This is a genomic window from Novipirellula aureliae (assembly GCF_007860185.1).
Lineage (GTDB): Bacteria > Planctomycetota > Planctomycetia > Pirellulales > Pirellulaceae > Novipirellula_A > Novipirellula_A aureliae.
The window spans coordinates 1,182,055-1,206,309 of record NZ_SJPY01000001.1; the positions used below are offsets into that span (position 1 = coordinate 1,182,055).

Genomic DNA, 24,255 nt, shown 5'->3' on the forward strand with positions numbered 1-24,255 from the left:
AGTAAACGTCCGTTTCACTGGAAAGTAAGAGTATCGACGATGATGTCGCGTTACGGTTGGACCCTCATTGTTCTGATCATGCTGCTTTGCGGTTTTTCGGCGCAAACTTTCGATTCATGGCCAACCGTTTTGGTGCTAATCGCTTTGGCATTGTTGGTGGTTGCTACCAGAAGAGTCGGCGGGCAACCGGCTTCGACACTTTTTCGACGGCTGCTGGTGATGCTTTTGGGCACGATCGTGGCCGTGATCGTTTCATCGACCCGGGTGACACCCTATCTTCGTCAGGATGCCGTCAATTTCCTGTCGGCGGGCGCAGACTTGGTTTGCCATGCTGCCCTTACGCTCATCCTGTTCGTATGGTCGATCCGAAATGCTTCGGGGCACCCCATCATGCTGGGGTTTGGGTTGCTCGTCGTTTTGATGTGCTCGATTGCGGGTGGGGGGAGCCAAACCATTAACGGCCAAATCACCGTCGCATTTTGTACATGTGTAGGTTATCTGTTTGCTTCCCAAGCAATTCTAGGACCTCGGTTCGAAAATAAGAAAAGCCATACCGAGCCAACCGATGGAGCACGTCCATCAAAGCTTGGTTGGAGCCGCGCATCTTTTCTGCTTTCAACCTTGACCGTTTCAGCCATTCTGACATGCACCGGTTTGCTCGGACAAGCGACGGGACGATCGCTCGGGGATATCCAAAAGGCCGTACACGCTTCGCTAAAAGATTCTTTGGATCAGGCGATCGATAAGTTTGCGATTTCAGGGACGAGGTATGTTTACGGTGCAACGATCGGTTCGGTAAAAAAACGGATCGTCGATAATACCAACGAGGTTGCTCTGCGTGTTTGGGCCGATTCGACCCCCGGTTATCTTCGTGGCAACGTTTTCGATTTTTACGAGCGGCGCCTTTGGCGCACCACTTCGGGACGCCGTTATAGCGGGGAATGGAATTCACCGTTGATGCGAGACACGGTGCTTGAACCTGATCAAGTAGGCACTTCAGCATTGAAGAGCAGTTCGCAAATCGAACTCAACCGGTTCTATCTCCGAGGCGAACCTCGACGCAAAACCACCACATCGATTGAGATTCGAAATATTCCCCTGAAAGGGACGACTATCTTTACACCACTATCAACCGAGTGGATTGAGGGGAATAGCAGCAGCATCACATTGTCGCATCAACAAGCGGTGTTGCATGGCGTTAACGTGACCGCTCCTTACGTTCTTGGAATAGCACGCGAGCCAGCTTCCGAAAAACTGGAGGGCCTGCGAAAAAATGCTTTGTTATTCGTCTCTCCAACCGAAAAGGAAGTACTCGATCCGATTGCAAAATTCATTTGTGATGGATCAGAAACGGCACCCCAAAAAGCAAGGCAAATCGAACAGTTCTTTCATCGCAACTTCAGTTATTCCTTAGAGGTGCCGAGTGCGCCGTTGTCTCAAGATCCAATCATTCATTTTGTCGAAAATCAATATCCAGCGCACTGTGAGTATTTCGCATCAGCAACATGTTTGCTTCTACGCTGTGTCGGTGTGCCAACTCGATATGTTACAGGCTACGTTGTCGATGAACGCGAACCAGATGACCGCTACTGGATCGCTCGAAATGGTTCCGCTCATGCTTGGGTTGAAGCTTATGACGCGGATTCTCAAACATGGTTCTCGGTCGAATCGACGCCTGGACGAAGCTATCAATCAATTGGATCCACGGCACCCACTGACGCATTGGTTGCCAATCAATGGGAAGATGACTTTGTTTCCGACAGCAATGGTTCTAACTGGATCTTGGCCTTCATCGCGACGATTCGCACGTCGGATCCCATCGGGTTCATCTTCAAACTCGCTCAAGCACCACTATTCTTGCTCATCTGTTTCCTCTTTTGGCGGCGTTATCGCTACTACCAAGGGGCATCGGGGAGCGAAGTCGATCGATACAGCTACAAGCTGCTGAAGAGGATGGATCGAAGAATGAAACGCGTTTCTCTCGTGCGAGAGCATGCCGAAACGATGCACCAGTTCGCCGACCGAATGGAGCGAAGATATGTGAATGAGCCCAAGGAGACACAAGTTTGGGTTCAATCTACAGCCGATTGGTATCGAAAATTCGCCGAAGCTCGCTATCAAGGCATCCGCCCTTAGCTGGGAGGTACTGCAAAAAGTTGGTGCCAGTTTCGTTTCTTAGCGATCCTTTGGCCGACCCGCTTCGCGATGCCGCCAGTAGGAAGGTACGCACCCATTGCGTCCATTCCGGGGGAAGGAGCCTATCTCACGAGTTTGCATGCCTGATTGTTGATAATCAAACACGATAGGCAAACAAGAATCCCGATGAATTCTGTTCGGGTGTTGCTGTATCACCTGCAATGATGCTCTGTCCCTTGGCTGTGTCTGTCCCTTGGCTGTGTCTCTCACCTGCAATGATGCTCTGTCCCTTGGCTGTGTCTGTCCCTTGGCTGTGTCTCGGTTGGGTGGACGTCGCAAAGCTTTAAGGCGTCGTCACGGGCACTGATTCTACCCTAGCGAAGCGTGTCAAAGTTCGTGCTTTAGGTGGTCGATAGGAACCATGATCGGCGACATTGGTCGTCACTTTTCGCATTCTCGTCAAATCGAATGCCCACTTGTTTGGTGAAACCTGGAACGGTCCATATTGTCGCACCTTGCGGGTTTTCCAAAGACGGGGATAATTCATTCATTCACCCGTTTACCCTCCTTCAGGATAGTTAGGTAATTTCAACATGGCCTTAGTTCCCCTTCGCGTTGTCCTCGACCACGCAGCTGAAAACAACTACGGCGTTGCAGCATTCAACGTCAACAATATGGAACAGATCCAAGCGATCATGGAGGCGGCGAAAGAGACCGATTCGCCAGTGATCGTCCAAGCATCTCGCGGCGCACGATCTTATACTCAAGATAACTATTTGCGTCACTTGATGTTGGCTGCGTCCGAGCTTTATCCGCAGATTCCAACGGTCATGCACCAAGATCACGGCAACAGCCCCGAAACCTGCGCGTCGGCAATCGACAACGGTTTCACTAGTGTAATGATGGACGGCTCGCTCGAAGCGGACGGCAAGACTCCCGCTAGCTACGACTACAACGTCAAGGTAACAGCGGAAGTCGTCAAGCTGGCTCACGCTCGCGGCGTCAGTGTCGAAGGCGAACTCGGATGCCTAGGATCGCTAGAATCAGGCGGTGGCGAACAAGAGGATGGGCATGGTGCCGAAGGCGTCTTGAGCCACGATCAATTGTTGACCGATCCCGACGAAGCGAAGCGATTTGTCGAAGAAACAGGCGTCGATGCGCTGGCTGTCGCGATTGGAACCAGTCACGGTGCGTACAAGTTCACCAAGAAACCAACCGGCGAAGTCTTGGCGATGAGCCGCATCGAAGAGATCCACGCCAAGATTCCTAATACTCACTTGGTCATGCACGGCAGCAGCAGCGTGCCGCAAGAACTTCAAGACATCATCAACAAGTATGGTGGTCAAATGAAGCAAACCTACGGTGTGCCTGTCGAGGAGATCCAACGCGGTATCAAGAGTGGTGTTCGTAAGATCAACGTTGATACCGATTGCCGCATGGCGATCACCGGAGCGATCCGCAAGGTGTTTGCCGAGGATCCAGCCGCGTTTGACCCACGCGCCTACTTGAAGCCCGCTCGCGAAGCGATGAAAGCCGTTTGCGTAGCTCGCATGACTTCATTCGGTCAAGCCGGCAACGGCGAGAAGCTTCGCAAAGCTCTTGGCTAGGGCACGTTACCAAAGCTCAGGGCTATCGCATTTATTGGATGGATAAGTGATGGGGCCGTGACTTCGGCTATCCGAGTACGGAGGACGGGCTGTCGATTTAATCGGTTTGACTCGACTTGTCGTTTAACGCCAAGCCGTAGGCGACCGCTTATGGAAAAGCTGACGCCTTCGGCTAAGCGTTAAACGATTAAATCGACAGCCCGGTGAACCACCGGCCCACAAATGTGCGTACTTACTTGCCCTGAGAGGTTGTGACTTGTTTAACGCCAAGCCATAGGCGACCGCTTATGGAAAAGCTGACGCCTTCGGCTAAGCGTTAAACGATTAAATCGACAGCCCGTCACGCCACCGGCAAAGACGTGGCTGCCTCCGGCCTGTTAAGCAGGAACAAAGACATCATCCTCTTCGACTCATTCGAAAACCACGTCAAACGTCGTCCTACCTCGACTGCTTTGGTCGTTGATGATGCCGGTCGCGCCGAATCATTTACCTGGTCGGAGCTAGCCAGTCTTGTCGATCGTACCGCCGGTTATTTAAAGAAGCGACTGGTCACATACACGTCTGAAAAGACGTACGTTGGTTACCGAAGTGGCAACACGCTCGATGACATTCTGTTAACGCTTTCGTGCGCGAAAATCGGTGCGGTCAACGTACCGCTCAACCAATATGCCGGTGACAAAATGGTGGAAGCATGTTGGGATCGGATCGATGGACTGTGGATTGAAACAATCAGGGAAAGCCAACCCCCGTGGCGATCCTTCATCGACTCTGTTTCATCCGATCCGCCCGCACGCGTTGATCCCTTTGAACCGGCATTGATTCTTTGGACCAGTGGCACAAGCGGAACAACAAAGGGCGTTGTCCTATCGCATGCATCGCTAAAAAGTAACGCAGCTGCAAAACTAGCCGCCGTCCCACAAACTTGCGACGACGTTCGCTTGACATGTCTGTCGCTCGCGCACGCTTACGCACGAACATGCGATCTTGGGACTTGGCTCTTGTCGGGCTGCACATTGGCACTGACTTATGGTTTTGATGGCTGGAACCGTCTGGCGCCAATTGTCAAACCGACGATTGCAAACGTTGTCCCTTCAATCGCTGAGCGATTACTAGGCTTAGAAGCGACTACCGCTGGGCTGGAACGTTTGCGAGTTCTTGGTGTTGGTGGCGCAGGCTTGTCCGAGCAAGCGTTTGAAGCGTGGAAATCGAGAGGGGTTGTTGTGACTCAAGGCTACGGATGCAGCGAGACCGCTCCAGTGATTTGCAGTGCAACTCCCAATGATGCTCGGGCAAATTTGGTTGGCAAACCGGTACAAGGTTGGCAAACCGATATCCGTGACGGGCGATTGTTTGTCAAAGGGGAGCATTTGATGATCGGCTACTTTAATGATCCCGAGGCAACCAAGGCGAAAATCGACCCCGACGGTTGGTTCGATACAGGCGATCTTGTCGAAGTGGATGATCTGTCGCAGCAATATCGAATCCTAGGTCGGACCGATGAAGTGATCGTTTTGCCCAACGGGCACAAAATCTTTCCGACGACAATCGAACGGCTCGTCAACGCGTTGGCGAACGTCGAACATTCAATGCTGCGCTACGATGATGGTCGACTGCAGCTTTGGCTTGATTTGAAATGCGAATCCGATTTTGACTTGCAGTTGCAAATTGAAAACACATTACAGAGCCAACCACATTGGGCTCGGCCTCGATCGATCGATCAATTCAGCATCCCATTGAGCATTGATGAAGGTGAACTCACCCCAAAAGGAACGTTGTGTCGCAGCCGGATTGAAAAGAATCGCTTTCGCCATCATCGATAAGGCGGGTGATCCTGCAATTTCGCTTATCTTTTCAAGCTGGCCGTGTCCACCGACTGGATCGAATCAACCTTCGCTGTCCACGCCAAAGACGGTTAGTGCTCGGAGTGCAAAGCGACAAATATCAATAAACGGCGTGATCGGAGAATCTTTGAGGGGCAACCAGCACGCCTAGTAGGCTTCGGGTTGTCCCCAGACAACCCGCACGGTTTTTAGTAGAATCTTTATGTCTAACCACAGCGACCAGCTGCGGATATATCGATGATCCCAGTCGACGCGTTGTTCCATTTTTTCGATCGTGTCGGTCTCGCCTCGGCAACCGTTCACCTGGGCGAGACCTGTAATACCTGGTTTGACTTTGTGACGAAGCATGTAGCCGCGAATCCGGCTTCGGTACTGCTCGTTATGAGCGGACGCGTGCGGTCGGGGGCCAACCAATGACATCGAGCCTTCGATCACATTGAACAATTGCGGTAGTTCATCCAAGCTGGTTCGCCGCAGTATCCCGCCGATTCGTGTCACTCGAGGATCGTTTTTGGTCGCTTGTTTCACGACCGGGCCGTTGTCGCAAGTCCGCATGCTGCGGAACTTCCAAACCAGAATTTCGCGTCCATCGAGACCGTAGCGTTTTTGCCGAAAGAAAACGGGGCCAGCCGACGTCGCTTTGACCACCGCGGCAATTAGCATCATCGGGATTGCCGCGACGACAAGTCCTGCAGTCGCTAGCACGACATCGGTGACTCGCTTCATGACTCCATCGACGCCAAACAGTGGGTTTTCGAAGACGCTAACCGCTGGGATTCCTCCCATGCTGGTCCAGCGTGAATGCAAAAGCTCAAACACAAAAAAATCGGGAACGATGTAAACCGAGACCGTCGAATCGCTCAATTGATTTAGCAGGTTTCGGATTCGTTCTTCGGCACGCATGGGGAGCGTGATGAAGATCGTGTCGATTTCGCCGGCGCGAGCCAGTTTGACCATCTCGGTCAAATTGCCTGTCAGCGGTGTCGTATCCCTACGAGTCGACTCGAATCGCTTCTCGATCCGATCATCAAAAAAGCCTTTTAGCTGAAAACCCAACGAAGGGTCTTGCTCAACATTTTCAGCCATTTGTAGGCCGAGTTCGTTGAGTCCCGCGATTGCAATTTTCCGGGTACCGACTCCTTGGCGAAGCAATCCTTGTTGGACGATTCGTAAACACATGCGGAGTAGTCCGACGAGAGCGGGGGCCGAGACAATCCATGCTAACATTACCGAGCGAGCAAATTCTTGGCTGTAGCGTGTCGCAAATCCGAGTAGCGCGAGGACCAGAATGGTGACGCTCCAGGTTGCCGCAATGCTCGATATTTCGTTGTTAGCGGAACCCGCATGGTTTCTTCGGTACAACCCCGTCAACTGGCCTGTCAATAAAAATACAACGACCGCGATCAATCCCATCGCTTTCGCTGCATCGTCCACGTAGCCTCGAGCAACCCATTTGACGGCCACCAAAGACACGAAAACAGCAGCAGCGTCAAGAGTCGGATGTATGAGATCCCAGCAACGGCGGTGATGATTGATTGGAAGTTGCATGAGCTGAGTTCAAAGGTGTACTTGGTGCGAAGAATCTAACCACACCCTGAACTTAGCTTAGTGTTCACCAATCCAATCCAATCCAAGGTCTAAAGAAGTCGCTTGGTGCGTCAATGCTCCGCAGCTGATTCGTTCTACACCCGTCGTAGCGATTTCAGCGATTGTGTCGAGGCGTACGTTGCCCGATGCTTCCAATTCGATGCGGACGTTGGCGGCATCGCGAATCGCAACCGCCTCACGCAATTCGTCCACAGAAAAGTTGTCAAGCAAGACGATATCGGGTCCCGTTTTGATCACGTCTCGAAATTGGTCAAGCGAATCGACTTCGATTTCGATAATCTCGGGAGCCACCAAATGTTCGACCCTCGCCCCCCGCCATGCGATCGCTTTTTCCGCTCCTTCACGAGCCGACAAGGGGTGACTCGATTCGCCAGCTAATGCCAAGTGGTTGTCTTTGATCAAAAATCCGTCGTACAAACCGCTGCGGTGATTGTGGCCACCGCCGCAGTGGACGGCATACTTTTCAAGTAACCGCCATCCGGGCGTGGTTTTACGAGTGTCGTACAAGCGAGCTTTGCTTGAACCGATCGCCTCAACGTAAGACCGGGTCAATGTTGCGATGCCGCACAACCGGTTGAGAATGTTAAGCAAGGTTCGCTCACATGTCACCAAGTCACGGGCATTTCCGCTTAACCGAGCGATCGGACGACCCGGTAAAAGCTCCGATGTATCCAACTGCAAACACTCAGCCTCGAGATCGGCATCAAACTCGTCCACAATCCAAGCCACGGTTGCCAATCCCGCGCAAACACCGATCTCTCGCGGTACAACCTCGCAAATACCCCTTCGATCGGGATCGATCAAGCAAACCGTCGTCCAATCGACCGAACGACGAAGGTCTTCGGCAATCGATAACCGAACCAAGGCGCGAAGATCATTTTCGAGGAGTGAGTTTGCCGTAACGGTCGTGTAATCAGTCATCAATCGTGCAACCCAAAGCAAGGTAGATGTCGTGTTTTGCTGGCAAAACACTGTTGTTTTTTCAAGGAAACTGCGATCCGTCACCGGGCAAACGGTTGATCGGATCGTTCGCTCGCCATGATAATGCACTGAAACGTTTACTCATACGCCACTGTTCGAGGCACTGCCTCGAAATGTAACGCAAGTCGCCAAGTCTTTCGCCCGCCGGAGGCTTTTGTCGAGGCAGCATCGATCGTCCTGACGGCTTCCGCTACGACCAAGCAGCATCGGGCAAAATCGAAATCGAAATGGAACGTGATTCATGGCTGATTTTTCACAAGCCCATCGCGACGCATCCCCGCTTGCTCAATCAAGAGTCCAATGGACTTTGGTGACTGGGATTTCTTTGGCTTTTGTGATTTTGAGTTTCGCGTTGATAACCCTCCCGACGAATGCCCCCCGCGTTTCATTTCCTAGCATGACTTCTCGATCGATCGTGCTGGACTTGAATATCGCCAAGTCTCATGAATTGGCTTTGCTGCCGAGCATTGGTCCCATCTTGGCGGAGCGAATCGTTGAGGATCGAGAACATCATGGGCGTTTCGATTCCGTCGATGATCTGAAACGCGTACCAGGGATTGGCCCCAAGAAGTTAGTGGCGATCGCTGACTACTGCCGCGTCACGCCAATCGACCGAATTGCCTTGAGCAGACATTGAAGGCCAACAGGAATTGGAAGTTTGGAAGCCAATTTGCTTTGTTGCCGCTCAGGTACTCGCTTTTGCAAGTACCTTTGATCGCGAACAAGCGGTCTTGCCAATTCGCAGCATGAATTTTACTCGATGCGTAAAACGCTGATTTCCATTGCAAAACATCAAACGTTTCGATGGCAAATCCGTATCGAACCGCCCATGCTGAACGATTTGGCATACCAATCGCTACGTCTATCGATCAGTCGCGACAATTTGGACGCGATTCGCAGTCGATGCGATGTTTGCACCTGCGTCACACTCTTTTAGACTTGGAGAAAACCATGTTAGGTTGGGCTGTCACTTTTTTGATTATCGCATTGATTGCTGGCGTCTTGGGATTCGGCGTCGTAGCGGGGACCGCAGCAACGATTGCGAAAATATTGTTCTTCGTATTTTTGGTGCTGTTCGTGATCGGATTGGTCATGGGCCGCCGCGGCCCCGTGGTCTAAGGCCCCGTGGTCTAAGGGCCCGTGGTCTAAGGACCTGTTGTCCACGTATACGGCAATGTCGCTCCGCTCTCCGATCCGTCAGCGTCGTTTAATCGGTTGGGGCTGATTGGTGGAAGTAACGATTGCTTTCCATGTGGAAACGCTTTCAGGTCGGAGATCAGAGCGACAATCACCAGGCTTAGAACGGAATAAGCCCCGTTCTACTATTCCGTCTCTCCCTCGGCGACCTCTTCACCATTGTCGGCTTCGACGGTCTCATTGTACGAGCCGTAAGTCCACGTCAAAGTCGCTGGGGGGACGATCATCGTGCTTCCGATTCCTTGCTTTGCAAAATCGCCATTCACTTTAAATGTCCAGCCTTCGTTGGAACCCGTTTCAATCCCGTCGATCGAATGGACGAACGCGGTCATCCCGGAGCCTTCGATTACAACCGGTATCTCATCTACCGCCCGCATGACTGATTCGACCGTTGCACCCGGTGCAATTTCTGTTCGTTCGAATTCTTTCTCGCCTCGTTCCGATTGGATAATGATGGTCACGGATCCAGCGTCCGCAGAAACCTCCTGATCCACCGTGTTAACCGTCGTTTCGACGTTTGAGGCGCCGCAACCGCCGAACGCTACGGCGACGATGCAGAATAGGGGGTAGAGTTGTGATCGATCGACATTCATTGGTAAATTCCATTGAGTGGTGTTGGGGTGGCTGTTTGAAAAAAAGTCGTTTTCACCGTTTTGACTTTGCCCCATTTGACTTGGCACAGATCAATCGATCAAGATACCGGTATGAAATCAACTCGCCTTTACGACCAACGCGAACATTTGCTGTTAGCCAGTTATGCAATGCATAGTTGCGACAGTGAAGGTCGGAAACATCCTGAACCACGGCACCCTTACCGTGGCCCGTTTGCACGCGACCGTGATCGGATTTTGCATAGTAGTGCGTTTCGCCGATTGAGCGGTAAAATGCAGGTTTTTACTGGTGAAATGGGTATTTACCATCGAACCCGTTTGACTCATTCGTTCGAGGTCGCATCCGTTGCTCGCACGATGGCCCGCGTGCTGCGACTGAACGAAGATTTGACCGAAGCCCTCGCTCTGATGCATGATATTGGCCATCCTCCCTTTGGGCATTGTGGCGAGGATGTGCTTTGTGAACGGATGGCGTCCGCAGGAGGATTTTCTCACAACAGGTTTGCATTGGTAATCGTTGAAGAGTTGGAACAACGCTACAGCGAGTTCCAGGGACTGAATTTGTCGCATGAGACGTTGGCGGGCCAAGACGTTCGCGCTCATAAGAGCGAAGCTGCCGTAGGGCGGGCGCCACTACTCGAGGTCCAGTTGGTCGATGCTGCGGATTCGATTGCCTATGACGCCCACGACGTCGATGATGCACTGCAAATGGGATTGTTGACCGTCGATGAACTGAGCGAATTGGCAATCGTTCGGCGGGCGATGGAAGGTATCCGTGGTCGACACGGAATGTTGCCGATACGTGAGCTAAGGCAAGCGTTGGTCCACGAATTGATCGATCTTCAGGTCAGTGAACTATTGCAAATTGCCGTTCAGCAAATGCAGATCTATGAGGGACGCAATTACCAAGACATCCAACACCTTGGCGTTCGATTTCATCATGGCAACGTCCTGCAGAAAGAGCGTCGCGAGTTGGAATCCTTCTTGTTTGAGGCTGTTTATCGGCATCCGAGATTGATTCCGGTACGCGAATCCGCAGCCCAACGATTAAATGAATTGTTCGATATCTTGATGGCTGATCCGAGTCGGCTGCCGTTGCGGTTTCGAGTTCGCCAACAAAGGATGCCTACTGAAAAAGTGGTCGGAGAATACTTGGCGGGTATGACGGACGCCTTTTGTGACCAACAACATTGCTATGCGACAACAACGCCACGCGGCCCATTGGCGGATTGGTAAGCGTTTGTCTAATTTGGCAGCGATAACATCGCGGCGGTATAACCAAGTACATCGTTGTGCGTGCGGCAGTAGTCGAGAATCGTCTCGGTCGCCCGCTCTCGCTGTTCCGCTGAATCAATGTGATTGCGAAGCTCCAATAGACGTGGGATGAGCCGCTGAGAGGGGACATCCGATGGTACCAAATCAACCGCAACTTGGATCGCTGTTGCGGATTGTCCGCAGCGATCGAGTAAGTCGATGTAGGTTTCGATGCCAGCTGTCCCGTGCTTCTTCGTATCGAGTGTTCGAGCTTTACGTTCGAATAGTTTCAAGCCCGCTTCACGGTTGTTTCCTAGCAGGACGGAGTAGTAGGCCGAATAGGCAGGGTAAAAGTCGACAAACGGTTCATCACCTGGGTACTGGTACGTCGCGGCTAAGCGGCGACCGTATTGGCAAAGCTCAAATGCTCTTTGCTGTTCCTGAGGGTCGTCAAGAATCGAAGCGATTCGTATGGTCGACGCAAGGTGAGTCGTGTCAAGATGGTAGTGGTCCTGATCAAATAGTGAAGGACACGCGGTTATCATTTGTAACAGTGTTTCGTGCTCCGTAGCACGAGCGTCCGCGTTCGAACGCGAGCGGCGGGTGATATCGGCTCGGACCAGGTCGACCAATTCATCGTAAAGATGATTGAGGAGCACGGAGGCTGCTGCTTGCTGATTGCGTTTGCCTTGCGAAGCGATCGCTTGTTCATACAAGGTGATGCTATTGCAAGTTCCTTGGAACTTCACGACGGCTGCAAAACCGCGTCCAACATCGAGTCCCTCGTTGACGAGAACTTGAACCATCGCGTCAAGGTTCTCTTCGGTAATCGCGATTTCCGCGATCCGTTTGCGTCCCATTTCTTTATCACCCGTGGGCCGCAGGTACATCCACCCTTCGGCGACTTTTCCTTCTGCGAACAACATGTCACTGACTTCCCGGCAAGCATCGAGCAGCCCCATTTCCAATTGATGTTCAATTTCTTCTGGTCGAGATTGGTCGTGTTCCGAGGTCGTGAGTGGTAAGTTCAAGCGTCCGCGAATTTGCATTTTCAAGGCTTCGAACAACTCCATCGGCTGGCTTGTTTCTCGGAAATGAGCGACCATCTCCGAAAGCACTTTTGCTTTGTCGTCGCGAGTTTTGCAAAGCCGTTCAAAGATTGTGGAGGATGGATTGGGTTCAATCATGATCAAATGGAAAAAACGTGGTTCATGGCATAATGGAGTACATTGTAACAACCAGTGTTCATTTTGTACGATAAGGACGAGACGCAATCGACTCAGCACAATCGAAGCGTATCCATTTCAACCAACAAGTGATTTTCGAAGGACCAAAGCTAGTGAGTGATGCGGCTAGAAAGCGAGTGGAAAACCTTCGCAGTGAGATTCGGCGGCTTGATCATCTGTACTATGTCGAAGCCAAGCCAGCGGTGACCGATCTCGAGTACGATCGCTTGCTCGAAGAATTGAAACAACTCGAAACGGAAAATCCGGAGCTATTGTCACCGGATTCGCCGACGCAGCGAGTTGGGGACGCTCCGGTGGAACATCTCGTTCAAGTGCCTCATGTCGTGCCCATGTTGTCGATCGATAACACCTACAGCCGCGAAGAGCTAAAGGCGTATTTTGATCGGACCGAGAAAACGCTCGGGGGGCCGACCGAATGGGTGATGGAGTACAAAATTGATGGAGTCGCAGCGTCCATTCGCTACGAAGAGGGGGGGATGGTGATGGCGTTAACTCGCGGCAACGGGAAAGTTGGTGACGATATCACGCATAACATTCGCACGATTCGTGATTTGCCGCTGCGTCTCGTCGGCGAGAAAGTCCCGGATGTCTTGGAAGTACGTGGTGAAGTTTACATGACTAATTCCGACTTGGCCGATTTGAACGTCCGTCAGACCAACGCGGGCAACGAACCGTTCAAAAACACTCGCAACGTGACCGCCGGTACGATTCGGCTGCTCGATCCTGCGATTGCGGCCCAGCGGAATCTACGTTTCTTTTGCCACGGCGTCGGCGAAACAAAGGGGTTCTCTGCTGAAAACCATATCGATTTTTTGAAAGAGGTTGGAGAGCTTGGCATCCCGCCGACACCGGGTGTTCAACTGCTTCAAAATTCAGCACAGGCACTCAAAGCGGTTGCTGCTCTAGAAGAATCGATGCCCGATCTGCCATTCGAGGTCGACGGCATCGTCTTTAAAGTCAATCGCTTTGATCTCAGAAATGAGTTGGGGATTCGTAGCAAGAGTCCACGCTGGTTGATCGCTTACAAATTTGAACGCTACGAAGCCACCACAACGCTCGAATCGATCAGCGTGCAGGTTGGCAAGACCGGGGCGATCACGCCCGTTGCTCATTTGCAGCCGGTGGAAATCGCAGAAACGACGGTGTCACGTGCGTCGCTTCACAATGCGGATGAAATTGAACGATTGGATGTTCGTGTCGGCGATGTCGTGGTTGTCGAGAAAGCAGGTAAGATCATTCCCAAAGTCGTCCGCGTCGAAAAGCATGAGCGAAAAAGTGAGCTAGCTCCGTTCAAGTTTCCAACGCATTGTCCCGTCTGTGAAACCAAGTTGGTTCGAGATGATGGGGGCGTCTATATCCGCTGCCCGAATCCGAGCTGTCCCGCCCAGCTTCGCCAGCGATTGATCTATTTTGGCAGCCGTACGGGAATGGATATCGATGGGTTAGGTGAAGAGTTTGTCGACTTGCTAATCCAGCGAAAAGTGGTCGCCAGTTTTGCCGATTTGTATCGCTTGACGGCTGAGCAGATTGCAAACTTGAATTGGACTCGTAAACGAAAAGGGAAAGATGGCAAGATGATCGATGTCCAAGTTGGCCAGAAAAACGCGGCTAATTTGATCGCAGGCATCGAGGCGAGCCGCTCGAGAGGCCTGGCGAGAGTCTTGTCGTCGATATCGATTCGCCACGTCGGACCGCGAGTGGCTCAGTTGATTACAAAAGCCTATCCGACGATTGACGAGCTGCAGCAAGCGTCGCCCGAGGACTTGGCAGCGATTCATGAGATCGGTGATGCGATCGCGCAAAGTGTCCACGAATTTTTGCACAGCGATTATGGATCGACGACGCTGAAAGAACTTGCTGCCGCCGGTGTCGATCTCACTCAGCCGATCGATGCAAATGAAGCAGAGAAAGGACCGCTTTCAGGCAAAACGTTTGTCGTGACCGGAACGCTCGCTCATTACAAACGTGATGAGATCAAAAGGTTGATCGAAAGGTTAGGAGGCCGAGCATCAAGTAGTATCAGCAAGAACACGGATTACTTGGTCGCTGGCGACAAGGCCGGCAGCAAATTAGAAAAAGCCAAGAAGCTAGGGGTCGAAGTTCTCAGCGAGGAAGCGTTTAAAACGTTGGCGGAAGGGGAATCGCATGACGACTGATTTGGACACCTTTTCTAAACCATTCGCCCAATGGGCCGCGCGGTGTGATCTACCGAACGCAGGCAGTGTTGCCACACGTGGTGCAACCGTTTTATCGTATAGCTACCAACGGTTTCCAATACCTAACCCGGTAGCTCGATCGTATACAATCTGGCAAACCGATCGGGGCGTTTAATGCCGTGGCGGACCATTCGCTCGTGAAGCAGCCCCGGGGATTCACCGCCCTCTAGAATCGTCAAAGCGTCTTGTGCCGCCAATTGGAAAGGGCGAAGCTGCTCAGCGGTCGAGATTTCAATCGCATCGGAAAACCGATCCTTCGCACGCGTCCGATCGGATACGGTCTGTGCCGTTAATGCCGATAGAAGACCAGCGTACAAGGAGCTGACGGCATCGCAGTAAGGGTTATGCTCGCGACTCAGTTTGCGAAGATAGTAGCGAGTTTTTCGGATTGGGTTTTGGTCGATCGCATGGTCTCTCGCGTTCTCTCGAAGCCGATGAAGACAAATCAGTGCACCGGTTAGCGAGACGCTAGCTCGGATGAGTTGCACCCTCGAAAAGGGGAGACGTTTGAGATCGCGTTCCATCGAACGAAACGTATCCCAGGCCGAGTCAAAATGACCTAAATAGACTTGCAAATGAATCGATGCCAGCCATTCCGCAAAATCAAACAATTGAATGCCGACGTTGGACGCAACCGTCTTCGCATTCTCTTTTCGAATCTGTTCGCATTCCTTCACTTGATCGCGTGCCAGCCATGCGGATGCCCCCAGCCCTCCACTAAAGGACATCCATTCAAACAAGTCGTTACGTTGCTTGGCATCTTCTTCCAGTTCGGCCGACAGCTTTAGCATGGAACTCCAACGACCCAAATTCCACAGCGCCCAACTCTCTTGCCATCGAGTATGGGCGATTTCGAAGCGAACCGGTTTTGTTTGGGATCGATAGTGCTGCATACAGATTTCGAGCGAACTTTGAACCTGCTTCCAACGCATCGCAAAGCTGTGGGAGTGAACCGTAGCGGCCCAGACGTCGCCGAGCACTTTCCTGTCTCCGCATGCAATGGCACGTGGCAATAATTGTTGCAAAGACATTTCAGACCGTATCCGCGTTCGACCACGATCATAGCAACCGAACACTGCCTCGCCTGCTTCTGCCATTATCTTTTGCGATTCGCTTCCATACCGAGACGCATAGATAGTACCAGCCAAGTTCAATTCGGCAGCATGAAGGTTGTCAAACATCGACAGCGCTCGAGCGACTTCCAAACAGAAGTCGATGCGTTTGTGGGCACGAGTGTCTTCGCCTACACGCAGGGCTATGGAATACTTCTGTATGGTTTTCTCAAATTTGTAGCTGCTCGCTACGGCAAGTAACCGAAGTTTGCTAAGCCAATCTGGCTTGGAAACAGGCAAGCCAAGCAATCGGCACAGTCCACCCAGTTGGTCCCTCGCAACATCAAAATGTCCGCTTCGCATTAGCAGCGTCGTCGCAGCGATTTTATGTTCGACGCTTTCGTCTATTTCAACCTCAGAGGCTAGTATTTGGAAATAGTGGGCCGCTTCGGCAGGCCGGTCGGCTTCAGCAAACTTGATAGCCGCTTGGCGGATTTTCTCAAGCCGCTCGGGACCACTCATGAAAGGGATCACTCGCGCATACCAACGCGCGGCTTCGGTCTGTGCAACATACCGTTCCGCGATCGCCGCCGCTTTGATCGCATAGGGGACTGCTTCGTGGGGAAGGTCGGCATTGAAAAAGTGGCCGGCAATCCTCGCAGCCAACTGGTCATCGTCATTTTGATTTGATAAATATTCAGCCCATGCTCGATGACAAGCTTGTTTCGACTCCGCTTCCATCGCGTGTAACAATCCTTCGGCTACACCGTCATGAATGATTGAAATGCATTCTGCTCCGGTTGCATCATCCTGAACCAATCGCTGCTGAGCCAATTCCGATACGATCTGATCAAGCTTGGATTCGCGAGGTGCGAGTTCGACAAGTTGAGCCATCGAGACGGCTTGGCCTGCGGTCACGATTAACGCGAGCACGGATTTTGCGTCGGCGCTAAGTCGAGCAAAACGTTTTCGCCAAAGCTGCGAAAGGTCTGGCGTGACGCCTGTTTCGACGGAGAGAGATTCGTCACCATTCTCAGCGATTGTGAGTGCATCGTGAAAGGCACCGCCAGGCCGGAATTCTTCGCTGAAGTCAATCAAACAGAACGGGTTGCCGGCGGCCGCGTCCACGATTTGTTGAATCAGTTTCTCGCTGATCGTCAGACGGCATCTTCGTGCGGCATTGGTCAAAATCAACCTCGCTGCATCTTCGGAAAGCTCGCTTAACGTCAAACGAACATCAGGCGGTATACGTTGTCGATCGGCATCGGGCCGGGAGATAGTGATGATGCCAAGCGAACCACCGCTGGCAGTTTGCAAACGGTCCAAAATGTTCAAACTATCATGATCCGCCCACTGCGAATCATCAATGATGAGGATCAACGGCCCCACGATGCGAAGTTGCTCGCTCAAACGTAGTCCAGCCTCGAGAGCATCGAGACGCCGCGAATCCTTGTGGGCTGGATCGACCGACATACTCGCTTGGACCACATTGTTGAGCACGGGGAAGGCGCTATGCAGAATTTCGGTGCTGACCGGGTCCACTTCCATCACCTCTCGATCACTTCTCATATAGCGAGTCGCGATCGCATCACAAATCTGATCAAACGCTTGTAGCGGATGGTTTTCGCCACGACGACATTTCGCTCGAAAAACTTGTCCCCAGCGTTTTGATTTTATGTAATGTTCGACTTCATCGATAAGCCTCGTTTTTCCAATTCCCGATGCCCCTTCGACATGCAAACGCCCGGCACCCCCTTCGAAGATGGAGTCGACCCAGCTGTAACAAATCTGCAACTCATCGTCGCGGCCCATAATCGAGCTTTCCATCCATAGAGCGGACGGAGTCGCCAGGGATCCCAAACGTGCCAACTCAATCGCGCTGGGGCGGTCTCCCGGATCTGACGCAAGCATTTCTTGGCAGGCTTCTCGAAGCGTGCCCGGAACATTCGATGAGAGGTCCTCGAAAAATTCACTGATTTTTTCTTCGTCGGCTTGGCGGTTTGCGGATGATCGCTGAATCGACGACTCAGCCTCTTCGTCATCGCGTTGACTTTCGCGATCGAGTAAGTGAAGTGTTTCCAAGACGACAAGTCCGAGGCTGAAAATGTCGCTGGCGGGTAGATAAAACTGATCCCAAAGTGTCTCGGGTGCAAAATAATGTCTTGGCCCCACCAAATAGTCCCGAAAACCTTTCGGATCGCTGTCTAAATCAATCGTTCCGACCAATCCGTAGTCGATCACGCGGCCATGACCATTCGCATCGACCATGAGGTTCTGGGGTTTGATATCGCGGTGAACCAAACCATGTGAATGCATTACCGCTAAGGCTGCGGCATATTGACGCGTCAGGTCAAGAAGCTTCTGGTAGGCAGCTTCAATTGGATCTGTCGAACGATCCGACAAGGGAACAGACGGTTCTTCTCGTAGCGATCGTAGCAGCGATTTTCGCCAACGATCAAAGGTCAAACCTTCAATTTCTTCCATCGAAAAAGCGGTGTAGCGATCCAGTTGGTAGATGCGATCGACGTGCATCAATCCAGGGTGTCGTAGCGAGATCATGCGACGAAAACCGAGTTTGTTTCGGATCAAATCTTCATATTTGGCGGGTAAAAGCAACTTCAGTGCACAATGCCGTTGCGTACTTTGGTCGAACGCACGGTAGACGAAACCGCTTGATCCCTTGCCGAGAAACTGCCCTAAAACAAACGACCCCAGTTTGTCGCCCTCTTTCCAAGGCGGCTCACCGGTTTCGGACCGCATATCGGATTGATACGTCTCATTATCACCCTGTCCACGGATTTTCGTATCCGAGGAAGGATGAAGCGGAAAGAGTTGATTGTGTTCGTCTCGCATGGCTATGCTTGACTATGTTCAATTGGAACCCAGATTTCAAGCCACGTGAGGCCAGTTATAACAAAAAGGCGTCCTAGGGACGGCGGCTTACCCAGTTTCGCTGAGAGTCTTGAGGCTCGATATTGAGATTGGCATTGACGTTGCCGTTAGCCAATTTTAGGACCGCTTGTTGAAGCACAGCGTCCTCTTGGTCGGTCGTCATTTGACCGCTGCTGTTGGGCCGAGCTGCAACGTAGGTTGACTCGACGGGCACACTTGGATCGACGCCATGTTGGCTAATCGCCTTGCCGCTCGGCGAATAGAATTTGGCGGTCGTCAAACAGAGGCCGAATTTCGCAGCCTGCATTCGAAAGATGCCTTGAACGCTGCCCTTTCCATAGCTGGTTTCGCCGACGACTTCGCCTCGCCCGCTGTCCGCAATCGCTCCAGCGAAAATTTCGCTCGCACTCGCACTATCCCGGTCGATCAATACAGCCATCGGGATATTCCAGGTATTCGCTCGGTGGGCGGTGTAATCGAAGTTTTCACGAACGTTACGACCTCGGGTCGTAACGATGCGACCGTTTCCGAGGAAACGGTCGGCTACTTCAACAGCAGCTGACAGCAACCCCCCCGGATTCCCGCGAACATCGATGATTAGCGACTGCATTCCTTGACGATGTAGATCCCATAACGCTTGCTCGACGTCGCGAGTCGTTGTTTTTTGGAAGTTGGTCAAACGCAGGTAGCCAACTTTGTTTTGGAGATCGACGAGATGGACGTTCTCGACACATGGAACCTCGACACGTCGACGCTCGACCGTCAGGTCCCGGGTCGTCCCATTCGCGCTGGTCAAACGGATTGAAACGAACGAGTTTTCTGGCCCTCGCAGTAGATCGGCTGCATAGTTCGAATCACCGTTGGTCGTTTCGCAATCATCAACGCGGACGATCCTGTCACCCGCAACGATCCCAGCTTGCTCAGCCGGTCCGCCTGGAATCACCGAAACGATCTGCAGGTAATCGGTTTCCGCTTTCAATTCGATGCCCAGACCAACAAAGTTTCCTTCGATATTCGAGAACATCTCGTCAAGTTGGTTGCCTGACAACAAACGTGTGTAGGGATCGAGGGTAGAGACAGCACCCCCAACGTATTCCAGAATCGTGGCTGTCGGTGAGAGTCCAATGCGTTCTTTCGCAATCCCCGCGACGTAGGCCACATTGGCACGCAAATCAAAACGAGTTGAGGTGCTGCGGTTCGTTAATTCATGATGCACGTTTTGCCGAAAATGCTCCACTGCATTCGGGTCCGCCTTCTGCAGCAAATGGGATGCGAATCGATCTTCGGTCAAGGCAACTTCGAGCGCGGCGGTCCCATGCAACATCACGCGGCCCCAATCGACATCATCCACGTAGTGGGTTTGTAGATTGGCAAGGATCTCGGAGTACAGATCCAATGCTTGCTCGGTCGACAATTGATCAATCGAACTCACAAAACTGCTGTCTTGATATCGACGGTTGACGTCATAGTGCAGTTTGGCGATCACCATGCGCTGATACAGCATCGCATTTTCGGGATACTTCTTGATCGCCTTTTCGTAGTGACGGACTGCGTCAGCCCACAAATGAGATTGCTCGAACTCGAGGCCTATGGTGAGCAGCTCATCGTCGCTGTGGATCGGTGCCAGACTCGTCGGTTCGGATTCGTTTTCCGAACTCGAGTGAGCGGCCTCGGTTTTGGGCGAGATCCACGAAGGGCCCTGTGCCGACACTCGGCATACACAACCCAACAGCGAAGCGAGCGTCAATGAACCTGCGACTGCGATGCGAAGACAGCACCGACGCGACAAGCGGCCAGAGATCTGATTGATCCAATCCATGCGTGCAAAATCCAAAAGCGTCAACCAGCGGAGGTCCCGCAGCCGTCAAGGGAGGTGACGGTCGCTTGAAGCTGCGAGCCAGACGCTGAGAGCAGGCAGCTGAGGAAATATAGGTCACGAAAAGTGCCGGGTCAAAAAATGGCATGGGTGAAAATTCCGGAAATTTAAACCAAACCCACTCGCTGGTATTGTCGCAAGTAGGTCGATAGGATCGTTCCGGTCCTGCGGCTAACTAGGCTTGAAAAAAACGCCGCATATTCTTGTCTTATGGTCGCGTTTAATGCTTTCGCATCTCTCCAAAGTTTCACAAGAATGTTTCACACGGGCCAAATTACCTTTCATGCATCCGCTGCAATAAAACCGATTTTGCAATCGTTGTGGCTTCCACGCTAACAATAGGCATTGTCCAGCTACGGGACAATGAATATTCAAGCGAAATGGTCAGAAAATCAGGTTGACATGCGAGGCCAATTCTTTCTACCGTCAGACTCGGTTTTTCTATGAATTTTTACCATCGGATCGCACCGTCTATTTCGACGACCAAACTGCATGACGCATCGCGTTTTACCGGACGGATCTGTCGCCATTGACACGCCAAAGCGTGGCAATGCAGGACGATATGTGATCCATGTGTTTCGCCGAGTGGCTGTTGGGCTTGCGGAGGATCCTCGTGCTTCAGGATCTTTAACAAGATCCACTACGTTTGGATGTGCTTTAGGATCTTTAACAAGATCCACTACGATTGGATGTGCTTCAGGATCTTTAACAAGATCCACTACGATTGGATGTGCTTCAGGATCTTTAACAAGATCCACTACGTTTGGATGTGCTTTAGGATCTTTAACAAGATCCACTACGTTTGGATGTGCTTCAGGATCTTTAACAAGATCCACTACGATTGGATGTGCGTCAGGACCTTTGACAAGATCCACTACGATTGGATGTGCTTCAGGATCTTTAACAAGATCCACTACGATTGGATGTGCTTCAGGATCTTTAACAAGATCCACTACGTTTGGATGTGCTTCAGGATCTTTAACAAGATCCACTACGATTGGATGTGCTTCAGGACCTTTGACAAGATCCACTACGATTGGATGTGCTTCAGGATCTTTAACAAGATCCACTACGTTTGGATGTGCTTCAGGATCTTTAACAAGATCCACTACGATTGGATGTCTTCGGTGTCTGTTCATTCTGGCGTTGCTACTCGCCATTCCTCTCGGTTCGGGTTGCACCTCGCCTCGCTACTTGGCAAACCGGAAAATACGCGAAAACCCTCTTGCCGGCACTCTCAAACTGGTTGGCTTTAAAGGCCCACAAATCAGCGAACGAACCTGGAGCACGCTCACTCGATTTGGGCTCGACGATCAATACACTTCCGACCACAACAAGTGCTTTGTCAGTATCCGAAAAACAATCAACGCAAATCCAGACCCTGAATTGGTCTACGCTCTCAGTGAGCTGTCGTACGTTGAAGGCAAGAAAGCCGAACGCAGTGGCAATTTGACCGATGCACTTAGCCACTACGGAGTCGCGCTCACCAATAGCTACGACTATTTGTTTAGCGACGATTTACAAACCACGCGAAATGCATTCGATCCTCAGTTTCGGTCCGCTTGTGATTTGTACAACGAATCGCTCGAGGATACACTTCGTATCCTCTGCTCCGAACATCACATCGAACCAGGCAGCACCTACACGATTAAGACCCCCGGTCGGGAGTTTGTCGTGCGAACCGAGATGCACGGAAAATGGAAACCCGAGGAATTTGATCGCTACGAGTTCGTAAGCGACTTTGACATTCAAACACTCCGCAATCGGCACACCACTTACGGACTTGGAGTGCCACTCATTGCGGTTCGCAAAACATTCTCGAAGGACAATCCAAAAGAACGCTTTTATCCGGATGGACTTAGCTATGCCGTTTCGGCAATGATGCGCTGCGTCCCAAGCAGGGACAATACCCGGCCCGGTGAATCACCGACCTGTGTTTTGGAGTTTTTTGATCCCCTGCAAGCCAATCAAATCGAAATTGCTAATCAGTGGGTTCCACTCGAAACCGATCTGACCACTCCTTTGGCGTTCTACTTAGACAGTCCCGAGTTTCGCAAACGCAACCAGGCGACTGAAGGCTTGCTCGATCCCGACGGCTCACAACAACGGCGCGGGATCTATATGCTCGAACCGTACGACCCCAATCGGATTCCCGTCTTGATGGTACACGGCTTGTGGTCGAGTCCGCTGACGTGGATGGATATGTTCAATGATCTACGAAGTTTTCCTGAAATACGCGAGCGATACCAGTTTTGGTTCTATCTTTATCCGACGGGCCAGCCGTTTTGGATAAGTGCTGCGCAACTTCGCAGCGACCTGCTCGCAACGCGTAAGGCGTTTGACGCGGGGCACCGTGACCATGCGATCGACCAAATGGTCCTCGTTGGCCACAGTATGGGCGGATTGGTAAGTCGCATGCAAACCATGGAAAGCGGTGATGATTTTTGGAATATCGTTAGTGACAAGCCGTCGGAGAAGTTAAAAGGGTCCGACCAAGACCGCGTGAAGCTGGTCAGTACCCTGTTTTTCCAGCCCAATCAATCGGTGCGTCGCGTCATTACCATTGGCACTCCCCACCGGGGTAGCGACTTTGCGAACGACTACACTCGCTGGTTGGCACGAAAGTTCATCAAACTACCGCAGATGTTTGTTTCTACCGGCCAGCGTTTAACTCGCGAAAACCCTGGCTTCTTCCGAGACACTGAATTGTTGACCACTGCGAATGCGATCGATTCTCTCTCACCTGAATCGCCGATCTTTCCCGTCATGATGCGGGCCAAAAAGTCAGAGAATGTCAAGTTTCATAACATCGTTGGCGTGATTGAAAAGCCTGGCATCTTTGCGTCGCGAACAAGTCGGGGTGACGGAGTTGTCGAATATGAAAGTGCTCATATGGAGGATGTGGAAAGTGAGTTGGTTGTCGATTCCGAACACACAACCATTCACATGACGGGCAAGACCATCTTTGAAGTTCGCCGCGTTTTACTCGAGCACCTAAGGCAGTTGGATGCCGAGGATCGAGTTGCCATTCGTCAAAATGCCGAAGCTTATCGGGCCCACGCCGCGTCGCCGGATCGTGCAGACGATACGTCGGTGGAGTCGGTGGAGATGATCACCCGATAACCCATTGCAAAAACGAGCCTATTGCAAAAACGCCGCCAAAGGTGCTCGCCCGTTACGGATCTTAACACGCTCTAGCGAAACGTGCGGTGCAGTCAGGTTGCTGAAACGGTTGATGGGTTCGCGGCGACGTGGGCTTACGGAGAGGCCATCCGCTTGAATGCCATCCGCTTGAATGCCAGTGGACTGCGAACCAGCCTTGCTGCGATTCGGTATCAATACAGGGTGTGCGAAGGCCTGTTCACGCTCGCTGATTTGAGCTGCTTCGTTTTCACGTTTCATCGACTCAAGATCGAGCTCGTTTTCTCCGATCAAAGTCGTATCCAGCGTCGACGTGCGTTCTCGGCTTTCCAATGCTTTGGAACCGCGTCCCTTTTTGCTCGTTGCACCCTTGTCGTGATGTGCTTCCAACTCCGAACGCAACACTCGTACGTCCCGCGGAGCGTCGATGCCCAGACGCACCTTGCCACCTTCAACCCGGATGAGGGTAATGGTGATGTCGTCGCCGATTTGAATCGATTCGTTTAGTTTGCGTGATAGAACTAACATGGCAGGCTCCTTTGCCCAATTGGACTTCGTCGATAGATAAGATTTTTCACACAGCCGTTTGCGGCTTA

18 protein-coding genes are annotated in these 24,255 nt (G+C 51.9%); 9 read left to right on the forward strand and 9 right to left on the reverse strand.

Annotated features, from left to right (window positions below; translation table 11 throughout):
* Positions 1-39: 39 nt before the first annotated feature.
* Complete coding sequence (locus Q31b_RS04495; protein ID WP_197170900.1) at positions 40-2,136, forward strand: transglutaminase-like domain-containing protein; 2,097 nt, start codon at positions 40-42, stop codon at positions 2,134-2,136.
* Positions 2,137-2,537: 401 nt separating this feature from the next.
* Here the strand turns inward: Q31b_RS04495 and Q31b_RS27875 are convergent, their stop codons facing one another.
* Positions 2,538-2,687, reverse strand: coding sequence for a hypothetical protein (locus Q31b_RS27875; RefSeq protein WP_197170902.1), 150 nt, complete (start codon positions 2,685-2,687; stop codon positions 2,538-2,540).
* A gap of 42 nt (positions 2,688-2,729) precedes the next feature.
* Here Q31b_RS27875 and fba point away from each other — a divergent pair, with 42 nt between their 5' ends.
* Positions 2,730-3,743, forward strand: coding sequence for a class II fructose-bisphosphate aldolase (gene fba / locus Q31b_RS04500; protein ID WP_146598409.1), 1,014 nt, complete (start codon positions 2,730-2,732; stop codon positions 3,741-3,743).
* A gap of 359 nt (positions 3,744-4,102) precedes the next feature.
* Complete coding sequence (locus Q31b_RS04505; RefSeq protein ID WP_146598410.1) at positions 4,103-5,563, forward strand: class I adenylate-forming enzyme family protein; 1,461 nt, start codon at positions 4,103-4,105, stop codon at positions 5,561-5,563.
* A 168-nt stretch (positions 5,564-5,731) separates the two neighbouring features.
* Here the strand turns inward: Q31b_RS04505 and Q31b_RS04510 are convergent, their stop codons facing one another.
* Together Q31b_RS04510 and nadC are read right to left on the reverse strand one after the other, a co-directional pair.
* Positions 5,732-7,132 (reverse strand): undecaprenyl-phosphate glucose phosphotransferase, encoded by a 1,401-nt coding sequence (locus tag Q31b_RS04510; RefSeq protein WP_146598411.1) that lies wholly within the window; start codon positions 7,130-7,132, stop codon positions 5,732-5,734.
* A gap of 57 nt (positions 7,133-7,189) precedes the next feature.
* The gene (gene nadC / locus Q31b_RS04515) at positions 7,190-8,113 is read right to left on the reverse strand and encodes a carboxylating nicotinate-nucleotide diphosphorylase (RefSeq protein WP_146598412.1); all 924 of its coding nucleotides are present in this window, start codon (positions 8,111-8,113) and stop codon (positions 7,190-7,192) included.
* Positions 8,114-8,570: 457 nt separating this feature from the next.
* Here nadC and Q31b_RS27880 point away from each other — a divergent pair, with 457 nt between their 5' ends.
* From Q31b_RS27880 to Q31b_RS04525, 3 genes are all read left to right on the forward strand, one after another.
* Positions 8,571-8,810, forward strand: a complete 240-nt coding sequence (locus tag Q31b_RS27880; protein WP_197170904.1) for a ComEA family DNA-binding protein — start codon at positions 8,571-8,573, stop codon at positions 8,808-8,810.
* A gap of 123 nt (positions 8,811-8,933) precedes the next feature.
* On the forward strand, positions 8,934-9,110 hold the full coding sequence (locus Q31b_RS27885) for a hypothetical protein (RefSeq protein ID WP_197170906.1): 177 nt from the start codon (positions 8,934-8,936) through the stop codon (positions 9,108-9,110).
* A 14-nt stretch (positions 9,111-9,124) separates the two neighbouring features.
* Positions 9,125-9,292 carry a DUF1328 domain-containing protein gene (locus tag Q31b_RS04525; RefSeq protein ID WP_146598414.1) on the forward strand — a complete coding sequence of 56 codons (168 nt, stop codon included), beginning with the start codon at positions 9,125-9,127 and terminating at the stop codon, positions 9,290-9,292.
* A 203-nt stretch (positions 9,293-9,495) separates the two neighbouring features.
* On the opposite strand, the gene Q31b_RS04530 is transcribed toward Q31b_RS04525, so the two are convergent.
* Entirely contained in the window at positions 9,496-9,963 is a 468-nt protein-coding gene (locus Q31b_RS04530) for a DUF4430 domain-containing protein (protein WP_197170909.1), read from the reverse strand.
* A gap of 111 nt (positions 9,964-10,074) precedes the next feature.
* Here Q31b_RS04530 and dgt point away from each other — a divergent pair, with 111 nt between their 5' ends.
* A complete protein-coding gene (gene dgt, locus Q31b_RS04535; RefSeq protein ID WP_146598416.1) occupies positions 10,075-11,217 on the forward strand; it encodes a dGTP triphosphohydrolase in 1,143 nt (380 codons plus the stop codon).
* An 8-nt stretch (positions 11,218-11,225) separates the two neighbouring features.
* On the opposite strand, the gene Q31b_RS04540 is transcribed toward dgt, so the two are convergent.
* Positions 11,226-12,422, reverse strand: a complete 1,197-nt coding sequence (locus Q31b_RS04540; protein ID WP_146598417.1) for a hypothetical protein — start codon at positions 12,420-12,422, stop codon at positions 11,226-11,228.
* A gap of 152 nt (positions 12,423-12,574) precedes the next feature.
* Between Q31b_RS04540 and ligA the strand changes: the two genes are divergently transcribed.
* The gene (gene ligA / locus Q31b_RS04545) at positions 12,575-14,638 is read left to right on the forward strand and encodes an NAD-dependent DNA ligase LigA (RefSeq protein ID WP_146598418.1); all 2,064 of its coding nucleotides are present in this window, start codon (positions 12,575-12,577) and stop codon (positions 14,636-14,638) included.
* Positions 14,639-14,760: 122 nt separating this feature from the next.
* Here the strand turns inward: ligA and Q31b_RS04550 are convergent, their stop codons facing one another.
* The 3 genes from Q31b_RS04550 to Q31b_RS04560 form a co-directional block, all read right to left on the reverse strand.
* Entirely contained in the window at positions 14,761-18,603 is a 3,843-nt protein-coding gene (locus Q31b_RS04550) for a serine/threonine-protein kinase (protein ID WP_146598419.1), read from the reverse strand.
* Positions 18,604-18,676: 73 nt separating this feature from the next.
* A complete protein-coding gene (locus tag Q31b_RS04555; RefSeq protein ID WP_146598420.1) occupies positions 18,677-20,461 on the reverse strand; it encodes a S41 family peptidase in 1,785 nt (594 codons plus the stop codon).
* Positions 20,462-20,910: 449 nt separating this feature from the next.
* Positions 20,911-21,627, reverse strand: coding sequence for a hypothetical protein (locus Q31b_RS04560; RefSeq protein ID WP_146598421.1), 717 nt, complete (start codon positions 21,625-21,627; stop codon positions 20,911-20,913).
* Positions 21,628-21,664: 37 nt separating this feature from the next.
* Between Q31b_RS04560 and Q31b_RS04565 the strand changes: the two genes are divergently transcribed.
* Complete coding sequence (locus tag Q31b_RS04565) at positions 21,665-23,641, forward strand: esterase/lipase family protein (RefSeq protein ID WP_231617293.1); 1,977 nt, start codon at positions 21,665-21,667, stop codon at positions 23,639-23,641.
* Positions 23,642-23,659: 18 nt separating this feature from the next.
* Here the strand turns inward: Q31b_RS04565 and csrA are convergent, their stop codons facing one another.
* On the reverse strand, positions 23,660-24,187 hold the full coding sequence (csrA, locus tag Q31b_RS29565) for a carbon storage regulator CsrA (RefSeq protein WP_146598422.1): 528 nt from the start codon (positions 24,185-24,187) through the stop codon (positions 23,660-23,662).
* Positions 24,188-24,255: the final 68 nt, after the last annotated feature.